14 protein-coding genes are annotated in these 19,413 nt (G+C 66.5%); 8 read left to right on the top strand and 6 right to left on the bottom strand.

The features are described 5' to 3' along the window. The 6 genes from V7D81_RS16405 to V7D81_RS16380 form a co-directional block, all read right to left on the bottom strand. Window positions 1-511: DMT family transporter (locus V7D81_RS16405; RefSeq protein ID WP_349257677.1), on the bottom strand; the 511-nt coding region annotated here is incomplete at its 3' end. Window positions 512-770: 259 nt separating this feature from the next. Continuing rightward, window positions 771-1,451, bottom strand: coding sequence for an alpha/beta hydrolase (locus tag V7D81_RS16400; RefSeq protein ID WP_324318199.1), 681 nt, complete (start codon window positions 1,449-1,451; stop codon window positions 771-773). Between the two features lie 294 nt (window positions 1,452-1,745). Continuing rightward, complete coding sequence (locus V7D81_RS16395; protein WP_324318197.1) at window positions 1,746-2,096, bottom strand: hypothetical protein; 351 nt, start codon at window positions 2,094-2,096, stop codon at window positions 1,746-1,748. 277 nt (window positions 2,097-2,373) lie between these two features. Beyond that, on the bottom strand, window positions 2,374-3,306 hold the full coding sequence (locus tag V7D81_RS16390; RefSeq protein WP_324318196.1) for a LysR substrate-binding domain-containing protein: 933 nt from the start codon (window positions 3,304-3,306) through the stop codon (window positions 2,374-2,376). A 456-nt stretch (window positions 3,307-3,762) separates the two neighbouring features. Then, entirely contained in the window at window positions 3,763-4,581 is an 819-nt protein-coding gene (locus V7D81_RS16385; RefSeq protein ID WP_324318194.1) for a family 1 encapsulin nanocompartment shell protein, read from the bottom strand. A 13-nt stretch (window positions 4,582-4,594) separates the two neighbouring features. Then, window positions 4,595-4,966, bottom strand: coding sequence for a ferritin-like domain-containing protein (locus tag V7D81_RS16380; protein ID WP_324318192.1), 372 nt, complete (start codon window positions 4,964-4,966; stop codon window positions 4,595-4,597). A 169-nt stretch (window positions 4,967-5,135) separates the two neighbouring features. Here V7D81_RS16380 and V7D81_RS16375 point away from each other — a divergent pair, with 169 nt between their 5' ends. From V7D81_RS16375 to V7D81_RS16340, 8 genes are all read left to right on the top strand, one after another. Beyond that, the gene (locus V7D81_RS16375; RefSeq protein ID WP_324318190.1) at window positions 5,136-7,391 is read left to right on the top strand and encodes a hypothetical protein; all 2,256 of its coding nucleotides are present in this window, start codon (window positions 5,136-5,138) and stop codon (window positions 7,389-7,391) included. After that, on the top strand, window positions 7,358-8,398 hold the full coding sequence (locus tag V7D81_RS16370) for a hypothetical protein (RefSeq protein ID WP_324318188.1): 1,041 nt from the start codon (window positions 7,358-7,360) through the stop codon (window positions 8,396-8,398). The genes V7D81_RS16375 and V7D81_RS16370 overlap by 34 nt, the downstream gene beginning before the upstream one ends. Window positions 8,399-8,487: 89 nt before the next feature. Beyond that, complete coding sequence (locus tag V7D81_RS16365; protein ID WP_324318186.1) at window positions 8,488-10,770, top strand: peptidase MA family metallohydrolase; 2,283 nt, start codon at window positions 8,488-8,490, stop codon at window positions 10,768-10,770. Further along, window positions 10,767-11,792, top strand: a complete 1,026-nt coding sequence (locus V7D81_RS16360; RefSeq protein WP_324318184.1) for an AAA family ATPase — start codon at window positions 10,767-10,769, stop codon at window positions 11,790-11,792. Before V7D81_RS16365 ends, V7D81_RS16360 begins: the two co-directional genes overlap by 4 nt. Window positions 11,793-11,904: 112 nt before the next feature. Beyond that, on the top strand, window positions 11,905-12,798 hold the full coding sequence (locus V7D81_RS16355; RefSeq protein WP_324318182.1) for a DUF58 domain-containing protein: 894 nt from the start codon (window positions 11,905-11,907) through the stop codon (window positions 12,796-12,798). Window positions 12,799-13,022: 224 nt separating this feature from the next. Then, a complete protein-coding gene (locus tag V7D81_RS16350; protein ID WP_324318180.1) occupies window positions 13,023-15,092 on the top strand; it encodes a BatA domain-containing protein in 2,070 nt (689 codons plus the stop codon). After that, window positions 15,089-18,583, top strand: a complete 3,495-nt coding sequence (locus V7D81_RS16345; protein WP_324318179.1) for a hypothetical protein — start codon at window positions 15,089-15,091, stop codon at window positions 18,581-18,583. Before V7D81_RS16350 ends, V7D81_RS16345 begins: the two co-directional genes overlap by 4 nt. Further along, window positions 18,577-19,404: a DUF4159 domain-containing protein gene (locus tag V7D81_RS16340; protein ID WP_324318177.1), complete on the top strand. Its 828-nt coding sequence runs from the start codon at window positions 18,577-18,579 to the stop codon at window positions 19,402-19,404. The genes V7D81_RS16345 and V7D81_RS16340 overlap by 7 nt, the downstream gene beginning before the upstream one ends. Window positions 19,405-19,413: the final 9 nt, after the last annotated feature.

Here is a 19,413-nt window from a genome sequence, read left to right as displayed (position 1 = left end):
AGGTCATGAGCGTCGTCGTGGTGTGATCGCGCGTCATGACTTTCATGCCCGTCACGGTCAGCGCGATCAGCAGGGCGGCGACGAGCGCCGCGATGGCGGGCCAGCCCATTTCGCCCTGCGCGGCGGGTTGCAGCATCAGCAGGGCGCCGAGGAATCCGACCACGGTCGCCGCGATGCGCCGCGGGCCGACCTGTTCCTTCAGCACGAAGGCTGCGAGCGGCACCAGCCACAGCGTGCGCGTGAAGGACAGGGCATTCGCATCGGCCAGCGGCATTTTCTGGTAGGCATAGAAACCGAGGATCATGCCCACGGTACCGGCCGCGGCACGGAACAGCATGATGCCCGGTCGCGTGGTGTGGAATGCTGCCCGTGGATTGCGCGCAATGATGGGCACCATCACGCCCAGCCCGAACAGCTGGCGATAGAACGTCTGCAGCGTGGCGGGATAGTCCTCACCCAGGAACTTGATCAGCATCGTCATCGCCGTGAACGTGATGGCCGATGCAAGCATCCACAGAGCGCCGCGCGCGTTTCCCGGCAGGCGCCGATAAGCGTCAGAAATTCTGGTCACGAAAGGAATCGTCGGTGGGGCAGCCGGCGATCGCACCGCTGCTTCAGGGCGGGCACTGTATCAGGCCTGCTGCAGCCGGACTAAGGGGGGCTCCTATTGTGGGGCCGGCTTCAGCCGGCCTTTTGTAGGAAGTCAGGCTGAAGCCTGACCTACAGAGATTCCGCTGCGCGGAGGAAGGGACGCCCGATTCGATCTCATCTCAGAAGCATCCCTGCAGCCACGCCGATATATCGGCAATCTCCTCCAGCGCCACCGAGTGCTCCATCGGATACATGCGCCAGTCCACGGCATGGCCGAGGCTTTGCAGTACATCCCGCGATGCCGCGCCCATTGCAGCCGGCACGACGGGATCGTACGTGCCGTGACACATCAGGATCGGCACGTCGCGATTGGCCGGCGCCGCCTCCGCGGCGAGCGAGGCGCGCAGGGGAAGATAGGTCGAGAGCGCGAGGATGCCGGCGAGCCGCTGCGGATAGCGCAGACCGGTGTGCAGCGCGATGGCGCCGCCCTGCGAAAAGCCGGCGATGACGAGCCGGTTCGCCGGAACACCGGCAGCATGCTGCTGTTCGGCGTACTGCATCACCAGACGCGCCGACTCGCGAATGCCGGCGTCGTCCTCGACGAGGCTGCCGCCGCCGAGCTGCTGGATGTCATACCACGCGCGCATGACGTAGCCGTTGTTGATGGTGACGGGGCGCGGCGCTGCATGCGGGAAGACGAATCGAACCGCCAGCGTCGCCGGCAGTTTCAGTTCATCGACGACGGGAACGAAATCGAAACCGTCGGCGCCGAGGCCGTGCAGCCAGATGACCGCAGCGGTTGCGGGCGCGGCCGGTTCGAGGATCACGGAGTCGGTGGATTCACGCTGGGTGTAGGGCATGAGTGTGCGCGTCCGAACGCACGGATCGTCGCACGCGCCGGGCCGGCTTGGCCAGTGCGCGAAAACAGGCGCAGCGAGGAGAAAATTCACTCCGGGAGCGGCATCCATGTCCACACTCGGCTCAGGGGGATTTGACCTCGTGCAATCCCGGAGTGAAGAAATCGGAGGCCGGCTGTGACCGAAGGAAATCCCGCGGGAAAGCCGGCCCCACACAAGACGTTTTTCCTGCAGGTCAGGCTTCAGCCTGACGACTCACCTGCAAGTCAGGCTGAAGCCTGACCTGCCGTACGTGCATCAGCGTGCGCTCAGGATCTGTTCCTGACCGACGTCGGTGTAAGGCTTGCCGTTCAGCGCGAGCACGACACCGTTGCGATCGACGACGCACGTCGCCTTCGCGACCTGCTTGCCGCTGTGCTTGCCGGTGGCCTTGAGCGAGATGCGAAACGCGCGCGCGGCGTGGTCGAGCGGCGTGGCGACGGATTCCTCGGTCTGCACGGTGAAGGGACGCTCCTTCTCCAGGCTCGTGCTGACGAACGCCTTGACGCAGGCATTCACCGGGACGTCCTGGCTGGCGTGGCTCAGCGCGGGCGTCGCGAGCAGCAGGGCGGAGACGACGAGGGCGCGTGTACGGGAGGCGGCGTTCATGTGACACATCCTTTCGCGAATCGCGAAGCGGTGAATGAGAGGACGGTGCCAATGTACGAATCGTTTTGCGGTGCGACAAACGAGATGATTTCACTCTCGGATGAATTTCGCTCACCCGACGCGCAGCGCCATCGAAGGAAGTAACAACCGCGTCACAGATGCAGCGGCGATTGCGGGAATCGCTGGCCGCGTTTGCAGCGGACGGCTTCAATTCGATGACGCTGCATCGAGACCGCCACCCTAACCCCTCTCCTCTCTCCGGGGGATTCCGTCGCGCTTACGCGCTCCTCCTCCCCGCTGCGCGGAGGAGAGGACCGGATTCCTCCTCGTCTTCATCGACGCGAAATTCCTTCAGCAGCCACTGTGTCAGCGCATGTACGTCCGGCCGCAGCGCGTCTTCGCGGCGTAACAGCAGGAAGTAGCTCTCGCCGGTTTCCAGTTCCGTATCGAACAGCCGCACCAGCGACCCCTGCGCAAAGCGTTCGTTGCCGAGTCGCGAAGACACCAGCGCGATGCCGACACCGTGCTCCGCGGCCTGTGCGGCCGCATGCATCGTGTCGAAACGCACGATCTTCTTCGGCTGCAGGCGTGCGCCGATGGCATGTGCCCAGCGTTCCCAGGCATCGCGCCGCGCTTCGTGAACGATGAGCGTGTGGCGATTGAGATCGGCGACGGCGTTGATCGGGCTGCGCATCAGCAACGTCGGTGCGCACGCCGGCACGAACGCCTGCGAAAACAGCTTGTGGCAGTCCAGACCGCTTTCCGGCATCGCGTTCACGGCAATCGAAACGTCGGCATCGGAAGGATGCGTCTGCAGCGGCGCGAGCGCGGTGTTGATGTGAATGTCGGTGTCGGGCTGCGCTTCGAGCAGCGCCGGCAGCTTCGGCAGCAGCAGTTCGGTGGCGAAGAACGGCGGCAGATGCAGGCGCACCACGCCGCGGCTGTAACGGATGCGCAGCTGCTCGGTGACGGTTTCCAGGCGCGTGAACATCATGTCGAGGTGCTGCAGGTAGTGCCTGCCGGCTTCCGTCAGCGTCAGCGAGTGCGGCCCGCGCTCGAACAGCGGCACGCCGAGCTGTTCTTCGAGCGCCTTGATCTGATGACTCACGGCCGACGGCGTGATGAACAGTTCTTCCGCCGCAGCCTTGAAGCTCATGCGCGCGGCGGCGACCTGGAAAGTCTTGAGGAATTTGAGTGACGGTAAACGCATAAGTGACGTCGTGAGCGGTGGCGACAGCCTGACGAGTGAGACCATCAAACGCTGCGACGGTGTCGAATCGATGACAAATTTTTACGGCTTCGGTGAATGAGCGCGGGCGATGGCTGGCTGCGCTTGCGAACGGCACTGCGGTCGGGCGGCAGTGCAAGTCGGTGGCTGGGCGAATCGATACTCGAACAGAGCAAGTCCCGTGCCGTAGCACGCGCGGCCGGATTTCTCAGGCCAGGACGCGTCTGGACGCCCGGACGTGCTCAGCGCGTGAACGAGATTCGCTGGCATCCGCACTTATACAGTGCGGACGAGACGCGCATTAGCGCAAATTCGTATGACAAACGATCGATTGGTTTCGGTTGCTTCTGTAGGTCAGGCTTCAGCCTGACTTCCGAAAAGAGGCCGGCTGAAGCCGGCCCCACAGAAGCCGGCCCCACAGAAGACGAAGATTGCTGCTCAGCTGCCGTTGCGCTTCGCGTACGTCAACGGCACCGCGGCCTCGGGCGACAGCACGCGGAAGGTGAAGCTTTCCTGCAGGTACAGCAGCACGGAGGTGCTGGTGTGATCGAGATAGCCGATCGAGAAATCCTGGCCGACCGACAGCTCGAAATCGCCGCCGCGCAGGCTCATGACGACGGCGCCGTCGGCGGCCGGTGCCCAGACGATCGGACCATCCAGCAGTTCGCGGACATGATCGATGATCGGATAGCCGCGCGAGGTACTGCGCGTCAGTCCGGTGTAACAACGCGGTCCGAGCGCGATGCCGTACGGACCGTTCACGCCTTCGCTGCGCAGGCGATGCGTCGCTTCGGCGACGATGTCGGGATAGCCCTCGAACGATTCCGGAATCGTCAGGCCGCGATCCGCACTCGCATCGAAGATGCCCTGGATTCGCGCCGCGTCATACCCCTGGAAAATCGCCCGATCCTCTGCGATGGCGGCGGCGCGCGCGGCATTGCGCACCGGATCGAGGTCGGGATCCCGGGCGCCGCGCCCGATCGCCTCGAGTTCCTCGCGCTGCACCTCGAACGGAATGCGGATTTCCACCAGCGGCTGCACCTGCCGCACGCGTGATGCCACGCCGTCCTGCAGCGGCGGCGAGAGTTTCTCTGCACGACCCAGCGAGATCGCGGCGCTGTCCCAGCCGAGCGGACCGTTGAAATCCACGAGCTGGCGTGCCGCCAGCAGCACTTTCAACGTGCGCGACGCTTCCGCGTCGATTTCCTTCCATGCATCGCCGGAGATCGGCGCGAGAGGGCGCAGCAGGTCGTTCATCGGAAATTCTCCGTCACTTGCGCAGGCTGCCGATGTTCAGACATCCGTCGGATGCGGCGCCGCCGGCATCGGCGCCGTGTTCCGCTTCGTGCTCGATCTGCAACAGCGGCTTGTCGGTGAACAGATACGTGCGCAGATGCTCGTCGAGCCTGGCATCGCGGCGGCGCAGCCATTCGAGCACCATGGCCGCATGCTCCTTCTCTTCGTCGCGGTTGTGCGCGAGCAGCGTCTTGAGTTCGGCATCGCTGGCGGCATCGATCCGCTGGTCGTACCAGTCGACGGCTTCGAGTTCTTCCATGAGCGAGGCGACCGCGCGATGACGGTCGATGGTTTCCGGACGCAGTTTCTCGGCGTCCTCGTGCAGGCCGGCGCTGCTGGCTGTCATGCGGGATTCCTCCGGTGCGGCGAGCCGACCGCATGATCGCGTATCGGCGTCCATCAACTCACTACGCATGAGCCCGTAGCGGGTTCCGGAGCAGGCCGCGCACTCCCATGCCCATTTCTTTGCATTTTCCGTGCTTGCCTGAACCCGGGCCATAAACTATTAGTGAGCCGTGTTCGAACTGCTGTTCACGCATCCGCTGTGGGCCTGGCGAACCGGCACGTTCGCCTTTGCGAGCGGATGGCCGCGCTGGGTTCTGTGGGTGTGTGTCGCTGCCGGCGCGGTCCTGATCGTCCTGTCCCTGCTGCGCCGGCGCAGCATCGGGGCCGGCAAGCTGGCGATCATCGGTACGCTGCAGGCGCTGTTCGTGGCGCTGTCGCTGGCCCTGCTGTGGCGTCCCGTTCTGCACGTCGAACGGGTGCGCGATCGCGAGAACGTACTGGCCGTCGCGATCGATGCTTCGGCCAGCATGGCCATCGCCGATGATCCCGGCGCCGATGCGCCGCAGTCGCGACTGCAGCATGCCGTCGCGGCCCTGCAATCCAATGCACTGGCGGCACTGCAGAAAAGTTTCGAAGTCCGGCTGTTTGCGTTTTCCAGTCGTACCGAATCGCTACCGTCGCTGGAATCCATGCCTGCGCCGGGCACGCAGACGCGCATCGGCGATTCGCTCGTGCAATTGCTGCAGACGGCCAGCAGCGTGCCGCTCGCCGGCGTCGTCCTGCTCAGCGACGGCGCGGAGAACGGCCAGACGCTGAGCGAAGAACGTCTGGCGGAAATCGCCGCCTTCGGCGTTCCCGTGCACACCGTCGGCGTCGGTGCGGAGAGCATTCCGCACGATCTGGAACTCGATCAGGTGCGGGTCGCACAGGTGGCGCCATCGGGCTCGACGGTGACCGCGTCGGTACGCATTCGACACGACGCGCCCGGTTCGACGCGACTGCGCGTCTACGATCACGACAGATTGCTCGCCGCGAAGGCGCTCGAGCTGCCCGCGACCGCGACGGTCAGCAGCCATCGCATCGAGTTTCCGGTGGGCGCCCCCGGCACCCACGATCTGCGCTTCACGCTCGATGCGCTCGACGGCGAACGGGACGTTCTCAACAACACGCGCTCGCAGGTGCTGTCGGTGCCGGTCGAGCGGCGCCGCATCCTGTACGTCGAGGGCGAACCGCGCTGGGAGTACAAGTTCCTGCGACGCGCGGTGGAGCCGGAACGTTCGCTGCAACTGACCAGTGCCGTGCGGACGACGCCGAACAAATACTTCCGGCAGGGCGTGCGCTCCGGCGACGAATTGCAGAACGGTTTTCCCGCGGATCCCGCCGAACTGTTCGCCTACGACGCCGTGATCATCGGCAGCTTCGATGCCGCGAACCTGTCGGTGCAGCAGCATCAGCTGCTGCGCCAGTTCGTCGATCGGCGCGGCGGCAGCGTCCTGCTGCTCGCCGGCAGCCGCGGCCTGTCGGCCGGCGGCTGGGAACGCACGGCACTGTCGCAGACCTTGCCCCTGCATCTGCCCGACCGTCAGGCACAGAGTTTCGTGCAGCGCACGGCCTCGGTCCGGCCGACGCCGTATGCGGCCGACTCGGCCATTACGCGATTCGACGCCGAACCGGCGCGCAATGCAGAGCAGTGGCAGAGCCTGCCGAAACTCGCCGACTACCAGTCGCTCGGCCGCCTCAAACCCGGTGCCATCGTCCTGCTGGAAGCGACCGCCGAACAGGGCACGGCACCGTTGCTGGTGTGGCAGCGGTTCGGCCAGGGCGCGACGTACGTGCTCGGCACGGCCAGTACCCTGCGCTGGCAGATGCGGCTCGCGCCGGACGATCAACGGCATGAACTGTTCTGGCGTCAGCTCGCGCATGCCATTGCCGACGGCGCAACGCCGCGCGTCACGCTGGCCAGCGAGAAAACCGTCTACGACGACGAACGCCAGATCCGCATGGAAGCCGAGTTACGCAATGCACGCTTCGAACCGATCGACGCCGCGCAGGTCGAACTGCTGGTCGCTCCCGAACGCGACGAACCCTTCAGGGTCCCCATGCAGCCCTCGGATGCCGGCCCGGGTCGCTATGTCGCGAGCTTCGATGCGCCCGCGACCGGGCTGTATCGCGTTGACATGTCTGCGCGCGCCCCCGATGGCGATCTGCAGTTCGCCACCGCGTACGTGCGTCGCAACGAAGGATTGCTCGAACACTTCGGGCTGCGCCAGGACAAGGCCGTCCTCGCGCGCATCGCCGCGATGACCGGCGGCCGCTACTGGAAACTCGACGAACTGGATCAACTCGCCGCCGCCATTCCCTATTCGCGCGCCGGCATCGTCGAACGGCAGACGCTCGATCTGTGGAACCTGCCGGTCGTGTTCCTCGCGCTGCTCGCGCTGCTCGCGGTGGAATGGCTGTTGCGGTTGAAGTGGGGGAGGCTGTGAGGAAGAAGGGCGACAGGCCACAGGCGACTGGCGACAGGCCGGAGGTCTGCGATACCCCCTCCTTCTCTGGCCTGTCGCCTGTCGCCTGTCGCCTGTCGCCCTCTATTGCCAGCCGCCTGTCGCCCTTCCTCCTGCTGTTTGCCAGCCTGACTCACGCGGCGACTCACTCCCTCATCATCAGCGGCCTCGGCGGCGAGTCCGGCTACGAGAAGCGCTTCGCCGAGCAGGCCGACCGGCTCGCGGGGGCGGCGCGCCAGCTCACTGGAACGGATGCGGATACGACGGTGCTGTCGGGAGCCGGAGCGGATCGCGAATCGGTACGGCGTGCGCTGCGCGAGCTGGCGGCGAAGGCCACGGCCGACGATGCCGTGATCGTCACGCTGATCGGCCACGGCAGCTTCGACGGTGAGCAGTATCGACTCAACCTGCCGGGGCCGGATCTCACTGCATCCGAACTCGCGACCCTGTTCGATGCGATTCCCGCCCGGCATCAGCTCATCGTCAATGCCACGAGCGCCAGCGGCGCGGCCCTGGACGCATGGAAGCGCGACGGACGCATCGTCATCGCGGCGACCAAGAGCGGCGGCGAACGCACCGCGACGCGCTTCGCCGAACACTGGGCGGCCGCGCTGACGACGCTCGATGCCGACGTCAACAAGGACGACATCATCACCGTCACCGAGGCGTACGACTACGCCACGCGCAAGGTCGCCGAATCGTTCAAGTCCGAAGCACTGCTCGCCACCGAGCATTCGAGAATGGTGGGCGCCGAACCGGCGCGCTTCCAGGTCTCGCGCATGGGCACTGCGGCGCGCGTCACGACCGATCCGGCGGTCAACGCGCTGTATGCCGAGCGCGTGCGCATCGAACGCGAACTCGACGGCGTCCGCGAACGCAAGCCATCGCTGCAGGCGGATGCGTACTACGACGAACTCGACGGCGTCCTCGTGAAACTCGCGCTGCTGCAGCGGCAGATCGATGCGGTGCAGCCGGAGGAAGTGCCATGAAGAGGATAATGGCCGCAAAAAGGCGCAAAGATCGCAAGGTCGGAAAAGAAAAAAAATTCTTTCTCTGGCCTTGCGATCTTTGCGCCTTTTTGCGGCCATTCGTCTTCTTCCTTGCTCTCGCCTCCACCACCGTCGCGCAGGCCATCGACTACGACCCGCGCCGCCCCGACGAACTGCGCGCCTGCGACGACAGTTATTACCGCGGGCGCGATGCCGAGGCGCGCGAGTGCTACGTGCGCCTGCTCAACGGCCCCTACAACTCGGTGACGCGCGCCGAAGCCGCCTGGCGCATCGGCGACCTGCAACGGGCCAACCGGTTCTTTCGCGAGGCCGTACGCAGCAATCAGCGCCTGATCCACGCGCGCGTTCGCTGGGCGCGGCTGTATCTCAGCACGCATCAATATGCCGATGCCCAGAAGCTGCTGGGCGAAGCGCTCGAACTGTCGCCCAACGATGTCTACGGCCGGCTGGCGCTCGCGCAGGTGTATGCGGACCGGTTCGACGGCGAAGCGCAACGCCTGATCGAGGCGCTGCTGCAGGAAGACGACGGGTTGTTCGAGGCGCATCTGCTCGCCGCACGCATGGCGCTGGAGGCCGGACGGCTCGACGATGCCGACAGGTCGCTCGATCGCGCGGCCAAGGCCGCAGACTCGAAACTGCCGCTGCTGGAACTGTACTCGGCGCGCGCCACGCTCGATCTCGCACGCGGTCGCGACAGCGCCGCCATGCTCAAGGATCCGTGGGTGATGCGCGCGCTCAACTACAACGCGCACTACGGTGCGGTATTCGAATCGCTGGCCCGATTCGAAGTCATGCGCCGTCGCTATGCCGAGGCCACGCCGTTGCTGCGCAAGGCCATCGAAGTCCAGCCGACGTTGTGGTCGGCGCACGCCGATCTCGGCGCCAACCTGCTGCGGTTCGGCGAGATCGATGCCGCGCGCGTGCATCTGCAGAAGGCGTACGAAGGCGATCCCTACAGCCCGACCACGGTCAACACGCTGCGTCTGCTCGATCGCGTCAATGAAATCGAGGTGACCTCCACGCGCTTCGCCTTGCCGTCCACGGCCACTGCGCCTGCCGCGGAAGTGGAGCTGCGGTTGCGACTGAACACCAGGGAAGCGGCGGCGCTGCAGCCGTATGTCATGGAGATCGCGCGCGACAGCATCGTCGCGTTCTCGCGGCGCTACGGCTACCGGCCGACGCGGCCGCTGACGGTCGAGCTGTATCCGAACCACGATGACTTCGCCGTGCGCGTCGCGGCGCTGCCGGGCATCGGCCTGCTCGGCGTGACGTTCGGCGATCTGGTCGTCATGGACAGTCCGTCGGGTCGCGCCACCGGCGACTTCCACTGGGGCACGACCCTGTGGCACGAGATGGCGCACGTCTTCACGCTGTCGATGACGGACAACCGCATTCCGCGCTGGCTGAGCGAAGGCATTTCCGTGTTCGAGGAATGGCGCACGGGGCCGACGCCCGGCGTCGTCATCACGCCCGACGTGATCGTGGCGATGCGCGAACAACGCCTGCTGCCGATCGCCGATCTCGATGCCGGCTTCATCCGTCCGCAGTATCCGAATCAGGTACAGGTCTCGTACGCACAGGCGGGCCTCGTCTGTCTGTTCATCGAACAGCGCTGGGGATTCGAACAATTGCCGGCGCTGGTGCGGCAGTTCGAGCGTGAGACGACGGCGCGCGAGGCCATCGAAAACACGCTGAAGGTGCCGGCGGAAACGTTCGATCGCGAGTTCCAGGCGTTCCTGCAGCAACGCTATGCCGGCGTGTTGAACCGCTTCGACGAATGGCGGCGTGCTGCGCAGGCGGCCAGCAAGGCCATCGAAGCCGAACGATGGGAAGACGCCATCGGCGCCGCGCGCACTGCCATCGAGATCCATCCCGAAGACGTCGCCGACGACAGCGCGTACCTGCTGCTCGCGCTCGCGAGCGACAAGAGCGGTCGTCGCAATGAAGCGATCGATGCACTGCTGCGCTATCGCCGCCTGGGCGGCTGGGAGCCCGCAGCGTTGCGCCAGCTGGCCGGCTGGCTCGTGCAGGCGAATCGCACTGCCGAGGCGACCGAGGTCCTCGCCGCCGTGAACTACGCCGATCCGCTCGATGCCGTACAGCACCGTCAGCTCGGCGAGCAGTGGCTGGCGGCGGGCCGGCCGGAAGAATCGTTGCGCGAGTTCCAGGTGCTGCTCGCGCTCGACAGTCACGATCCGGCGACGGCGCATTTCGGCATGGCGCGCGCGCTGCGTGCGCAGGGCGATCTCGTCGCCAGCCGCCGTCACCTGCTCGATTCGCTCGAAACCGCCCCCCACTACAAACCCGCGCAGGCCCTGCTGCTGCAGATGATCGAGGAGCGCAAGGAATGAAGACGTCGACACAAGAAGCCTCGGCCGTTGCGTCGCAGGTGCTGCCGGAGGAAGCCGCCGCGCTGGTGGAGAAATTCCACGCGCAGTTCGGCGCGATACGCAACGAAGTCCGCAAGGTGATCGTCGGGCAGGACGATGTCGTCGAGCATCTGCTGCTCACCTTGCTGATCGGCGGTCACTGCCTGATTACGGGCATGCCCGGTACCGCGAAGACACTGCTGGTGCGCACGCTCGCCGACGCGCTCGGGCTCACGTTCAAACGCGTGCAGTTCACGCCCGATCTGATGCCCACCGACATCACCGGCACCGACATCATCGAGGACGACATCACCACCGGCCATCGCCGCTGGACCTTCGTGCCCGGTCCGATTTTCGCCAACGTCCTGCTGGCCGACGAAATCAATCGCACGCCGCCCAAGACGCAGGCCGCGCTGCTCGAAGCGATGCAGGAACATTCCGTCACCGTGCGCGGCACGACGCATTCGCTGCGCCCGCCGTTCTTCGTGCTCGCGACCCAGAATCCCATCGAACTGGAAGGCACGTATCCGTTGCCGGAGGCGCAGCTCGACCGTTTCGTCTTCAACGTGCTGCTCGACTATCTCGACGAGAAGGACGAGGTGGAAGTCGTCCATCGCAACACCACGCGCACGCAGCTGCCGAAGATCGAGGCCTGCACCAGCGCCGAGGAAATCCTGCAATACCAGTGGCTGGTGCGGCAGGTGCCGGTCGCGGAGCAGATCACGCAGCGTGCGGTGCAGATCGTGCGCAACACGCGTCCGGCCGAGGCGGGCGCGCCGGAATCGGTGCGACGTTACGTGCGCTACGGCGCCAGCGTGCGCGCCACGCAGTTCCTGTGCCTCGCGGCCAAGGCGCGCGCGCTGATGCAGAACCGCTATCACGTCACCGAGGAGGACCTGCAGTTGCTGGCCTTGCCGGTGCTGCGGCATCGCGTGCTCACGAACTACCAGGCGGAGTCGGATGGGGTGACGGTGGATGCGGTGCTGAAGGATGTGGTGCGGTGAAGCTCGTGCTATTGCACGCCCCCACCCCAACCCTCCCCCGCTTCGCGGAGGAGGGGGCCGGATCTCTTTCCCTCCCCCGGTCGCCGGGGGAGGGCAGGGAGGGGGCACTCTTGTGAATGCCACTCGTCACCTGCTGTCACCGGAAACCCTCGCCAGTCTCGCCAACCTCGAACTGGTCGCGCGCACGGCGGTGCACGGCTTCCTCACCGGCCTGCATCGTTCGCCGCATTTCGGTTTCAGCCAGGAATTCCGCGAGTACCGCGCCTATGCCGAAGGCGACGATCCGCGCTTCGTCGACTGGAACGTCTATGCGCGCACCGACCGCACCTACATCCGTCGCTACGAGGGCGAGACCAACACGCGCCTCATGATCCTGCTCGACGCCAGCGCCTCGATGGGCTACGCCTCGCGCACCGGCGCCGTCAGCAAGCTGCAGTACGCGAAGTTCGTTGCCGCCGCGCTCGCCTACCTCGCCGCGCGTCAGCACGATCCCGTCGGACTCATCGTCTTCGACGACAAGCTGCGCGAGGTGCGTCCGGCGCGCAGCGGCAACCTGCAGGCGGTGATCCACACGGTGGATCAGGTCACCGCCGGCGGCGGCACCGATCTCGACGCGAGCTTCGCCGGGTTCCGCGAGCATCTGACCCGACGCAGTCTCGTCGCGCTCATCTCCGATCTGTACTGCAAGCCGGAGACGATGACCCGTGTCGTGCAGCCGCTGACCGCGCAAGGTCATGACGTGATGATCTTCCAGGTGCTCGATCCGCAGGAACTGCAGCCGCAGTGGGATGAATCGGTCGTCCTCGAAGACCTGGAAACGCAGACGCACCTCAATGTGTCGCCGGAGTTCCTGCAGCGACGCTATCGGCAGCGGCTGCAAGAACATCTCGACGGCCTGCGTTCCGTCGCCGCCGCGACCGGCGCGCACTACGCGCTGCTGCCGAGCGATCAGCCGCTGAACGACGCGCTGCGGCGATATCTGCTGTTGCGGCAGCGACGGAGTTGAGCAATGCGAAACGTTCACCGAACCCGCGCTCCCTCTGACCCCCTCCTCCGCGCCAGCGGGGAAGGGTTGGGGTGGGGGCCTCTCACTGTAGGGCCGGCTTCAGCCGGCCTGAAAACAGTCAGGCTGAAGCCTGACCTACAGAAACCCCCCATCCTGTCCTTCTCCCGCTGTCGCGGAGGACGGGACGAACCTTTCGGCCTCTCAGCACGATCGGTCCGCTGACCATGTTCCTCGCGCCCACGATCCTCGCCGGACTGCTCGCCATCGGCCTGCCGCTGTGGCTGCACCGCGTGGCGCGCGCGAATCCCACGCGCCATGCCTTCGCTTCGCTCATGCTGCTCGAAGCGAGCGAGACCCAGCGCACCGCCAGACGCACGCTGCGTTACTGGCTGCTGCTGGCGTTGCGCATCCTGCTGCTGATCGCGCTGGTGCTGGCCTTCGCCGGTCCGCTCGTATCGCCGCGCGCGGTGCCCGTCGTCAATCGCGATGCGCGACTGCACGCCATCGTGCTCGATACGTCGCTGTCGATGCAGTACGGCGATCGCTGGCAGCTCGCGCTGGATGAGGCGCGCGCGATCATCGACGCCGCCAGCCCCGGCGATCAGCTGCTGCTGGTCGACGCCTCCGGCCGAAAAATCCAGGTCGTGCACAACACCGTGCCGGCGAACCAGCGCGACACCGTGCGCGCCGCGCTGAGCGAAGTGCAGCCCGGCAACGGACGGCTCGACTATGGCCTGTTGATGTCCACCTCGAGCGCGTGGCTCGGCACCGCGCGATTGCCGGTGGAACTGCACCTGATCTCCGACCTGCAGCAGTCGGCGACGCCGCTGCGCTTCGCCGATCTCGAACCGCCGCCCGGGGCGCGACCGGTCTTTCACGATGTCGGTACCGGTCCGGCCGCGAACACGTTCATCGAAGACGTGCAGCGCGAAGGCGCCAATGAAGTGGCCGTCCAGGTGCGCACGTCGGCAACGACGGCGCTCACGCTCGAGGCGGTGCTGTCGATCGATGGCAACGAAGTGGCGCGCCGACCCTTGCGTATCGGCCCGGCCGCCGGATTGCCGGTATTGCGCGAAGGCGAAGGCAATCCACCTCCCGATCTGCTGGCGCAACCGATACAGCGTGAAGCGGCGCTCGCGCAGGCCCGCGTGCTGCTGCCCCTGCCTGAACTCGGCGTCAGCACGCATCGCATGGAAGTGCGGCTCGAACCCGCCGATGCCCTGCCGCAGGACGATCGGCACTTCGCCATGCTCGAACACGACGCGCCGCGCGTGCTCGTCGTCTCGCGCACGCAGGAAGCGGACGATGCCGTGTACGCGGCCGCTGCCATCGGTTCGCTCTCCACGCCGCGGCTGCGCACCGAACAGCGCGCCGCCCGCGAGATCGACAATCGCAATCTGCAGTCCTACGCCGCGGTCGTCGTGACCGACATGGCGGCGCTGAGCAGCGCGACCGGCGCGCGCCTCGATGACTACGTGCGCGCCGGCGGTGCGGGACTCGTCCTGCTCGGGCCGGGCATGAGCGAACAGCGCAGCGGCCTGCTGGCGGGATTCTCGCTGCGCGATGTGGTCACAAAGCCGACCCGCGTGGCGCGCGTCGACACGAGTCACCCGGCGCTGCGCGACGCGAACGGCTGGCAGGACGTGCATTTCCTGCGTCATCTCCAGGTGATGCCAGGCGAGCACGACACGGTGCTGATCGCCTTGCAGGATGGCGATCCCCTGCTGATCGAGCGCCGACTCGGCGCCGGCCGGCTGCTGGTGTTGACGACACCGCTGGCGCGCGACTGGAACGATTTCGCCACGCATCCGCTGTTCGTGAATTTCATGGCGCAGGCCACCCACTGGCTTACGGGCGCGGGTGCAGCAACGGCCAGCGCGCGCGTCGGTGCGGTGGTGATGACCGGATTGACCGCCGCGCAGGGCGGGCAGATATTCGATCCGCAGGGTCGGCGCGTGCTGAGTCTCGACGAAACGGCCGGCGCCGACCGTCTGATCCCGGAGCAGACCGGCTTCTACGAAATCCGTACTGGCGCAGGCGCCAGGTGGCTCGCCGTGAACAGCGACATCCGCGAATCGAATCTGGCTCCCCTGCCGGAACGCAGCCGGCAGCGCTGGCTGCAGATGCAGCGTCCGGCGGAGCCGCTGCGCATGGCGGGGACGACTGCGGCCGAGACGCCGCCGGCCCGCGTCTCTCTCGGCTACTGGCTGCTGATGCTGGCGATGGCGCTCGCGGCGGCGCAGATCCTGGCGGCAAATCATTTCCTCATCGTGCGCCGCGAGGTGCCGCGATGAGCGCCCGCGTCCGGCTGGAACAGTACCTCGGCGAGCTGCGCCGTCGCATTCGCACGCTTATATATGTGCGCGCCGCGGCGGTCGCGGCCGGCAGCGCGTTCCTGCTGGTGCTCGCACTCGTCTGGTGGCTGCAGCGCGACGGCTTCGGCGCCGATCTCGTCGCCGGTGGACGCATCGCGCTGATCGTCATCGTTGCGAGCCTCGCACTGCTGCTCACGCTGCTGCCGCTGCGGCGTTTGCGTCGCGACGATGGCGCGCACGAGTTCGAGCGTCGCCTGCCGGCACAGGGCGGACGCCTCCAGACTTATCTCGATGCGCAGCGCCGCGAAACGCAGGAAGGTCCCTCGCCGCTGACCGAACTGCTCGCCGCCGATGCATTGAAGGCAGAACGCGCGACACCCGCGCGCGCGGCGATTTCCGATACGCGGCTGTGGACGCACGCCGGCATCGTGGCCGCCGTTCTCATGGGACTCGCCTGCCTGCTGCTGATCGGGCCATCGTACTGGGGTTACGGCAGTCGTCATCTGCTGCTCGGCAGCGCCGTGCCGCGCGAGGCCGTGCCCCTCCGGCGCATCGCGGTGGCGCCGGGCGACGTCACCGTCCGTCGCAACAGCGATCTGACCATCCGCGCCGCGGTCGAAGGCTTCGATCCGGAGCACGCGCAGGTCATGGTGCGTTTCGACGACCAGCCGACCTGGGAACGCGCGCCGATGCAGGCCGTGCAGGACGGCGATGCCGTGCGCTGGGAGTTCAAGCTGTTCGCGCTGCGCGCGCCCTTGCATTACTACGTGACGGCGCAGGATCGGCGCGGCGAGGAACGAAGCCACGAGCACAGCGTCGGCGTGGTCGATCTGCCGAAGATCGAGCGCGTGCGGCTCACCTACCGCTATCCGCGCTGGACGGATCTGGCGCCCCGTACCGAAGACGTCTCGCGCGACATCCGCGCAGTGGCCGATACGCAAGTCGACATCGAAGTGTTCGCGAGCGCGCCGCTCGAGTCGCCGGTGTTGGTCATCGACGGCAGGACTGCGGATATGAAATCCACGGCACGCGGCAGCACGGGCACGCTCGAAGTGACGCAGCCCGGCAGTTATCACATCGGCGCGCGGGTCATGGACGAACTCGTCACGCTGACCGACGACTACCGCATCGAGATCATCGAAGACCAGAAGCCGACCATCGAGATCCGCAAGCCCGGGCGCGACTGGCGCGCGACCAGCATCGAGGAAGTGCCGGTCGCCGTGCAGGCGCAGGACGATTTCCGGCTGCAGCAGGTCGAGCTGCGTTACTCGGTGAACGGCGGCGAGGAAAGGACACGACGCATTGCGTCGGGTCAGAAACAGGCCGATGTCGAATCGCTGCTGCGCATGGAAGAACTCGGCCAGGAACAGCGGCGCGAGTCCGGTGATGAGCTGTTGTCGCCCGGCGATCTGGTGTCGTACTACGCGGTGGCGAAGGATCGCAGCCAGAGCGTCGAAACCGATCTGTTCGTGGTCCAGGTGCAGCCGTTCGAGCGTCGCTTCAGCGAAGGCCAGGGCGGCGGCGGTGGCGGAGGCGGCGACGCGAACGAGCAGGGCGCGATTTCCGAACGCCAGCGCGAGATCCTGCTGGCGACGTGGAACACGCAGCGCTCGATGCGTACGAACGCGCGCTCGCGTTCGCAACTCGAAGACAGCGCGAAGATGCTGTCGGAACTCCAGGTCACGCTTGCGACACAGGCGCGCACGCTGGCAGAACGCACGCGTGCCCGCGGCGGCGTGGACCAGGACGAACGCATCGCGAGATTCGTCGAAAGCCTGGATCGCGCCGCGGCCGTCATGGACCCGGCGGCGAAGCATCTCAGCGACTTCAAGCTCGACGACGCCATTCCGCTCGAACAGCAGGCGCTGCAGCAACTGCTGCGCGCGGAGTCCGCCTTCCGCGACGTGCAGGTCGCGATGCAGCGCGACCAGGCGCGCGGCGGTGGCCAGCAGGCGGCACGCAATTTCACGGAAATGTTCGAGCTGGAAATGGACGTCGACAAGAATCACTACGAGACGGAGTCGTCGCTTTCCCAGCGCAATGAGAGCGACGAACTGGACGAGGCGATCCGCAAGCTCAAGGAACTCGCCGAACGCCAGGAACGGCTGGCGCAACAGAATCGCCAGAACCAGTCGATGCGCGAGCAGCGCTGGCAGCAGGAACAGTTGCGGCGCGAGGCAGAAGATCTGCGCCGGCGCCTGGCTGAATTACAGCGTTCGCAGCAATCGCAGCAGGAACAGTCGCAGAACGGCGAGGCCGGCGAGCGCAGCGAACAGGGCAGCCGCTCGGCGATGGAGTCGATGCGCCAGGCGCTCGAAGACATGCAGGCCGCGAACAGCACTGCGGGCGACGATCGAGAATCGGCCGGTCGCTCGGCCGCCGAGGCCGGACGCAATCTGCGCCGCGCGCTGGAGCGCATGCAGCAGCCGCGCGGCGAGAGTCTTGCGGAGGAGCTGAACCAGCTCGCCGAGCGCGCCGAAAAACTCGTGAACGAACAGCGCGAAGTCGAAGCCGATCTGTATGACGCGCTCGGCGATGCGATGGCCTCTTCGCAGCAGCGCGGGCAGCTCGCGCCGGAACGCTCGCGCAAGCTGGTGGAGAGCAAGCAGCGCATGGCCGACGCAGTCGGCGGCATCCAGCAGGACATGCGCGCGGCGATGAACGATCACGGCAGCCGCAATCCCGACGCCGCGCGCCGTCTCGGCGAGGCGCTGGGCGAACTCGAAGCCGCGAATCTCAAGCATCGACTGGAGCGCAGCGCCATGGAAGTGCGCTACGGCCGCGCCCGCGACGCCGCGCCGCGCGAAGGACTCATCGCCGATGCGCTCGATGTGCTGGAGAGCAACTTGCGCGTCGTCGCGCAGATCGCCGCCAGCGAGCGCGAAACCTCGCAGGAAGGCGCCGATCCGCAGCGCCTGCTGGCCGAACTCGGCGAACTGCGGCGCGCGTTGCGCGAAGCGGGCGGCGCGGGCGAGTCGCCGCGAGGACAATCGTCGCAGAGCGGTGAAGCACAGAATGGTGAAGCGCAGAGCGGCGAAGGCGGTCCGTCGCCGCGGACGAGCGGTCTGACGGCCTGGAATCCGGGTGCGACCTCGGCGCCGCTCGAAGACGGTTCCGGCCAGTTCCGGTCGCGTGAAGCCGCAGAGATCGCCCAGCGCATCGAGGACATGGCGACACGCGCACAGGGATTGAACCTGTCGGCGGCAGACATCCAGGCATTGCGCCGCATGGCGCGCGAAGCCCGCGGACTCAACGGCCGCGCACTCGCCGATCGGCTCGCCGCGGTGACGCAGCTCGTCGATCGCCTCGAACTCGCCACGCTCGCGTCGCTGGAAAAATCCCGCAGTGCGCCGTCGGCGCATACCTCGGCAGCGATTCCCGATTCGCCCGAGTATCGCGAGGCAGTTGCCGAGTACTACCGCAGGCTCGGCGGCGCCTGCACCAACAGCGAGGGTGCGCGCGGATGTTGAAAGGCCGTCCCATCGCCAGTCTCGCGGTGCTGTTCGTCGCAGCGCTCGCCGCCGCCGACACCGACCTGCCCGGCGACGGCGGCCGTTCCGGCGAGTCGCCGGATCTGTCGAAGCTCAACTTCGTGCGCGCGATCTACAACAGCGAAGGCGGCATGGGCGAGGCGTACTACGTCTACGACGGCCGCTTCTGGGCGCGCTGGGAAACGGACTTTCCCGAAGGCGACGACAATTTCAGCCGCCGCCTCGCCACGCTCACGCGCATCGACGTCAATCCGAAAGCCGCCAGCCGCCTGCTGACCGCGCCCGATCTCGGCGACTTCCCGCTGCTGTACATGTCCGACCCCGGCTACATGGTGTTGTCGCGCGAGGAGATCGCCGCCTTCGCACGCTATCTCGCCAACGGCGGCTTCGTCTGGGTCGATGATTTCTGGGGCGATGCCGAATGGCAGCAGTTCGCGAACGTCATGCGCGAAGTGCTGCCCGGCCGCGAATGGCGCGTGCTCACGCCGGAGCATCCCATCTTCCACACCGTGTTCGATCTCAAGGAAATGCCGCAGATCCCCGCGCTGCCGTTCGCCAGTCCCGGCGGCGACACTGCCGAACCTGCGGGCGCCCACAAGTATCCCGCCGGTTCACTGCGCGAACCGCAGATGCGCGCCTGGCTCGACGACGATGGCCGCGTCATGGTCGTCGCCACCCACAACACCGATATCGGCGACGGCTGGGAACGCGAAGCCTACGGCGAGTGGTATTTCGAAACGTTCTCCACGCGCTCGTACATGATGGGAGTGAATGTAGTCACCTACGCGATGACGCACTGAGGAGGAATA

Source organism: Povalibacter sp., from assembly GCF_036735925.1.
Taxonomy (GTDB): domain Bacteria; phylum Pseudomonadota; class Gammaproteobacteria; order Steroidobacterales; family Steroidobacteraceae; genus Steroidobacter.
Note: the sequence above shows the minus strand (reverse complement) of the source record. Positions and strands in the feature narration are given on the sequence as shown.

What these genes read in the sequence shown, in the direction of transcription:
- V7D81_RS16400 (WP_324318199.1), bottom strand. Translation starts at nt 1,451, where the DNA reads ATGCCCTACACCCAGCGTGAATCCACCGACTCCGTGATCCTCGAACCG.
- V7D81_RS16395 (WP_324318197.1), bottom strand. Translation starts at nt 2,096, where the DNA reads ATGAACGCCGCCTCCCGTACACGCGCCCTCGTCGTCTCCGCCCTGCTG.
- V7D81_RS16390 (WP_324318196.1), bottom strand. Translation starts at nt 3,306, where the DNA reads ATGCGTTTACCGTCACTCAAATTCCTCAAGACTTTCCAGGTCGCCGCC.
- V7D81_RS16385 (WP_324318194.1), bottom strand. Translation starts at nt 4,581, where the DNA reads ATGAACGACCTGCTGCGCCCTCTCGCGCCGATCTCCGGCGATGCATGG.
- V7D81_RS16380 (WP_324318192.1), bottom strand. Translation starts at nt 4,966, where the DNA reads ATGACAGCCAGCAGCGCCGGCCTGCACGAGGACGCCGAGAAACTGCGT.
- V7D81_RS16370 (WP_324318188.1), top strand. Translation starts at nt 7,358, where the DNA reads ATGGCTGTTGCGGTTGAAGTGGGGGAGGCTGTGAGGAAGAAGGGCGAC.
- V7D81_RS16360 (WP_324318184.1), top strand. Translation starts at nt 10,767, where the DNA reads ATGAAGACGTCGACACAAGAAGCCTCGGCCGTTGCGTCGCAGGTGCTG.
- V7D81_RS16350 (WP_324318180.1), top strand. Translation starts at nt 13,023, where the DNA reads ATGTTCCTCGCGCCCACGATCCTCGCCGGACTGCTCGCCATCGGCCTG.
- V7D81_RS16345 (WP_324318179.1), top strand. Translation starts at nt 15,089, where the DNA reads ATGAGCGCCCGCGTCCGGCTGGAACAGTACCTCGGCGAGCTGCGCCGT.
- V7D81_RS16340 (WP_324318177.1), top strand. Translation starts at nt 18,577, where the DNA reads ATGTTGAAAGGCCGTCCCATCGCCAGTCTCGCGGTGCTGTTCGTCGCA.